We start from the raw sequence: 4,285 nt of genomic DNA on the forward strand, positions 1-4,285 counted from the left end.
CGACCATTGCTCGGCGTCTTCGACTTTGCCGCTGAAGTCGTCAACAACTTTCGTCTTACTTCGCAGGCTCTGGGTAGGTTGGTAGCCATCGAGCCAGATGTACTCTAACTTGCATTTGGTCATGTAATCGATTCCCTTTAACGAATCATCAGTACGAGTGAGTTTCGAGCCTCGGAGCGAACATTTCGTCCTGGAGGCTCAACAAAGTCCAAGCGGTTCTACCTACCACACCCAATATTCCGATTCACGAAGCATCCTGCTCGCGGCAAAGGAATTGTGTCCCAACTCTACTCAACTCGTATTATGACAAGCGAGGTGTTGGCCCGGACCCAACTAGGATATCTGAAATTTTGCGAAGCGGAAGTGCAGGTGATCCAGGAGTGGGGCGGCAATAGTCAATGGTAACGAACCATCCATTGTGAAGCCACTCTGTTGACGACTGGCCCCGCAAATAGACGGTGTGGCAGCATCGCCCCGGCGCAAAAGCCCCCCCGCAAGCGGTTTACCGCATTTCCATCCGCCCCCGCTCCCAGCGGATCACCGTTCGCCTCTCCTTGATCGCCTCGACTATGCCGCAAACGGGTTTGCCGTTCTAATAGAACCGAAGCCTGAGCGTCATGGAAACGGATTCTCGTACCGGTTTCCCTCGCTCTGAAACGATTCCGTTTTGCGCTGAACTCGCCCTCGTTTTTCCTGAGTGTCTTGAATGTCGATGTCCCCTAACGACCCATTTGAAACCAACCCAAACAGCCGGTTTGCAGGCCAGCAGCCCCCACCACCACAGAGCAACACCTGGAAATGGGTGATCGGAATCATCTTAGGCGTGTGTGTCGTCGGTGGATTAGTGTGCTGTGGCGGGGCGTACTTCATGTTCCGCATGGGGCAGGGCATGATGGCCGACATGATCACCCAAGAAGTAGCGGCGAATCCTGTCATCCAAGAACACATTGGTGAAATCCAATCTGCAGAGCTGAATTTGGCTGCCACGGGTGAAGCGGGCCAGAACGAGCCGGGCACCCTGGCATTTGATATCGTCGGCAGCAAAGGCTCTGGCGTGCTTGAGATCAAACAGGACCCCAGTAACAACGGCAACGGGATATCGATCCGGTCGGCTGAGCTTGTGATGCCCGATGGCACTCGATACGAAGTCATTTCGGATCTGGAATCGTTTGAAGATCAAATCGACACGGGATTTGAGATGGACGCCGACTCACCGGCACTCGATCAACCCGAACCCGAAATCCTGCTGAAATAGCCACAAAATAGTCTCGTCATCGAAATTGACGAACCCTAACTCCCCCCCTTTTTAACCAAGATTGATTGATGAAAGTTGCAACGTTTGACACGACCAAAGGCAAAATCCGCATCGAACTTTTCGACGACAAGACTCCAAAAACCGTCGAGAACTTTGAAACGCTTTGCGAAAAGAAATTTTACGATGGGCTAAGCTTCCATCGCGTGATTCCTGATTTCATGATCCAAGGCGGTTGCCCCCAAGGCACAGGCACGGGCGGCCCGGGCTATAAATTCGAAGACGAGTTTCACCCTGAACTGAAGCACGACGGACCTGGCGTTCTTTCGATGGCCAACGCTGGCCCCAACACCAACGGATCACAATTTTTCATCACGCACCTTGCCACTCCTCACCTGGATGGCAAACACAGCGTGTTTGGCAAAGTCATCGAAGGCCAAGACGTCGTGGACTCGATCGAGCAAGGCGACAAGATGACCACTGTGCGAGTGACCGAAGAGTAATCTGACTCGGACGCATGAACGCCCCTTACGCAAAAAGAATCGTTGCCAAATGGTTGCTCGGTGCACTGTTTGGCACGCTTCTCATCGCGTTCACTTCTCCGCTGTTTGTTCGCAGCTATGTGCCCTCTCGGCTCGACCCACTGCGAGGCGTCGCCGTCCTTCAAAGCGAACATCTCTATCGCTGGCGTAGCGAAGGTTACGCGACCACTGCGATCGGACCGCATGGCATGCCGGGGCGGACAAGTCTTCCCGAAACAACGCCCCTTCCCGAAGCAACGCCTGCGGGCGTTGTTCGCATCGCGATCTGGGGCGACTCGCAAGCCGAGGGCGTTGGTGTTGCCGACGAGCAAAAATTGCATCGGCAAATCGAACGCATCGCCGAGCAAACCAAACAAACCATCGTAGCATTGCCATTGGCCCGAAGCGGCGATGATGCGTCCGATTGGCTGGCACAAATCCCGCGAGTCGAAGAAGCACTTGCAATCGACATGCATGTGATCCTAGTCGCAGAGATGGTCGACCTCGAAGCGGCGACTGCAGCAATCGATGACTCCCCCGAAGCGGATCCCAAGCAGCTAGCAGCCCAAAACCGGATCGCGTCAAATGTGCCTGCGTTTGTGATTCAAGCCGTTCGCCGGCTCTTGCGATCTTCCGACGATACGCCTCGCAAGCTGCGGTTTTCTGTGGGGCCAATTAAAAGCGAGTCTCCACCGGCGGTGATGCCGGCAAATCGCAAAACCGATTGGTCGGCGGTGATGCAGACAATTCGATCGGCCAGCGACCGGCCTATCTTGCTGCTTTATTCGCCACGAATTCACCGAGAATCGTTGACGTCGATCGTGGTGGACAACGATCAACCAACAGGCCGTGAGCTAGCCAAAATCAAACAGGCCGCCCAGGCTGCCGAGATCCGCCTGCATGACGTGACCGAACAGCTCGTCGATTCGGCCAAGAACAATCAATGGCCTCACGGATTCCACAATGGCATCATCATGCAAGGCCATCTCAATGCGACAGGATACGCAATCATTGCATCGGAGATCGTTTCCGAGATCGAACTTTTTGATTTCCCCGTTCACTAAACTGCGGAGAGATCGAAGTGCTTTTTACTCAAGCCGAGTTTCTGATCTTCTTTCTCGTGGTGCTTGCTGCGGTTTGGATTACGAAAAACCGCCTTGTTCGCAATACGATCCTGTTGAGTGCTAGTTACTACTTCTATGCCTACTGGGACATCCGATTTTGTCTGCTGCTGCTGCTGTCGACGATCGTTGACTTTGTCGTTTCCCATGCAATCGATAACAGTAGCCATACAGCGACGCGTCGGCGGTGGCTAACCGTTAGCATCTTGGTGAACCTCGGGGTGTTGGCGTTCTTTAAATACTTTAATTTCTTCATCGCCTCGGCAACTCCGATGGTCGAAGCGATGGGCGGAAGCGCCAGCACGCTGAACATCATCCTGCCAGTCGGCATCTCGTTTTACACCTTTCAAACGCTCAGTTACACGATCGATGTCTATCGACGCGTCCTGCGACCGACGAACAGCCTGCTCGACTTTGCCCTGTATGTTGCATTCTTCCCTCAATTGGTCGCCGGGCCGATCGTCCGTGCTCGCGAATTGCTGCCGCAACTATCTACGACTCCTGCCTGGTCCAACCGACGATTTTATTATGGTTTTCAGCAACTTTTGCGAGGCGCGGTCAAGAAGGTCCTGATGGCCGACCGGCTAGGCGAGATGGTTGATGTCGTTTTTGAGAACCCCGACTACTACAGCAGCAGCACGCTGTGGTTGGCCGTGATCGCCTATGCGGGGCAGATCTATTTGGACTTTTCCGGATACACCGATATGGCGATTGGGTCAGCAAAGATGCTTGGCTATCGATTTCCAAAAAATTTTCGGCATCCTTATTTGGCGACTTCGATGTCCGAATTTTGGCATCGCTGGCACATCACGCTGTCACGTTGGCTTCGCGACTACCTTTACATTCCGCTTGGCGGCAATCGAAAATCGACGATGACGACGTATTGCAACTTGATGGTGACGATGACACTTGGTGGTCTGTGGCACGGTGCAGCTTGGACGTTTGTCCTGTGGGGCATGCTACATGGTGGTGCGCTTTGCATCGAACGCGTCTTGCGTGGCGCGACGTCACGGCGACTGCCAACGTTTATCCACTGGGCGTTGGTGATCATCGTGGTATTGGTTGGCTGGGTGCTGTTCCGCTCGACCGATCTGAACGCCGCGGTAGGCATGCTGCAGCGACTAGCGGTCCCGTCGCTAGGAATTCACTGGTACCCGCCGCTGGTAATCGGGGTGCTTGGGTGCATGATGATCGAGCATATGATGTGGACAACACGCTGGCGACTTGTGATGCGATTGCCACCGGACGCTTGGTATTCGCCGATCGCCACCACCGTGATGCTGTGGGCTTTGTTAATCTATGCTCCTGTCGGTTTTCAGCCGTTTGTCTATTTCCAATTTTGATCAACAGCCCCGCTCACGATGAAGCCCGCTTTCGCCTACTGGATTTCC

4 protein-coding genes and 1 pseudogene are annotated in these 4,285 nt (G+C 54.0%); 4 read left to right on the forward strand and 1 reads right to left on the reverse strand.

Annotated elements, in window-relative coordinates; genetic code table 11:
- Nucleotides 1-123: pseudogene (locus ABX962_RS31455) on the reverse strand (glutamine synthetase); the annotation flags it as partial.
- A gap of 583 nt (nt 124-706) precedes the next feature.
- Here ABX962_RS31455 and ABX962_RS31460 point away from each other — a divergent pair.
- The 4 genes from ABX962_RS31460 to ABX962_RS31475 all read left to right on the forward strand — a co-directional run bounded on the left by ABX962_RS31460 (nt 707) and on the right by ABX962_RS31475 (nt 4,237).
- Nucleotides 707-1,255: a hypothetical protein gene (locus ABX962_RS31460; protein ID WP_372725529.1), complete on the forward strand. Its 549-nt coding sequence runs from the start codon at nt 707-709 to the stop codon at nt 1,253-1,255.
- A 68-nt stretch (nt 1,256-1,323) separates the two neighbouring features.
- On the forward strand, nt 1,324-1,755 hold the full coding sequence (locus tag ABX962_RS31465) for a peptidylprolyl isomerase (RefSeq protein ID WP_339940224.1): 432 nt from the start codon (nt 1,324-1,326) through the stop codon (nt 1,753-1,755).
- A 14-nt stretch (nt 1,756-1,769) separates the two neighbouring features.
- Nucleotides 1,770-2,837, forward strand: a complete 1,068-nt coding sequence (locus ABX962_RS31470; protein WP_372725531.1) for a hypothetical protein — start codon at nt 1,770-1,772, stop codon at nt 2,835-2,837.
- Between the two features lie 17 nt (nt 2,838-2,854).
- The gene (locus ABX962_RS31475; RefSeq protein WP_372725533.1) at nt 2,855-4,237 is read left to right on the forward strand and encodes an MBOAT family protein; all 1,383 of its coding nucleotides are present in this window, start codon (nt 2,855-2,857) and stop codon (nt 4,235-4,237) included.
- Nucleotides 4,238-4,285: the final 48 nt, after the last annotated feature.

The sequence above is a fragment of the Novipirellula sp. genome (genome assembly GCF_041583735.1).
Taxonomy (GTDB): Bacteria; Planctomycetota; Planctomycetia; order Pirellulales; family Pirellulaceae; genus Novipirellula.

Bases quoted from the DNA above. Each gene is read 5' to 3' on its own strand.
- ABX962_RS31460 (WP_372725529.1), top strand. From the start codon at position 707: ATGTCGATGTCCCCTAACGACCCATTTGAAACCAACCCAAACAGCCGG.
- ABX962_RS31465 (WP_339940224.1), top strand. From the start codon at position 1,324: ATGAAAGTTGCAACGTTTGACACGACCAAAGGCAAAATCCGCATCGAA.
- ABX962_RS31470 (WP_372725531.1), top strand. From the start codon at position 1,770: ATGAACGCCCCTTACGCAAAAAGAATCGTTGCCAAATGGTTGCTCGGT.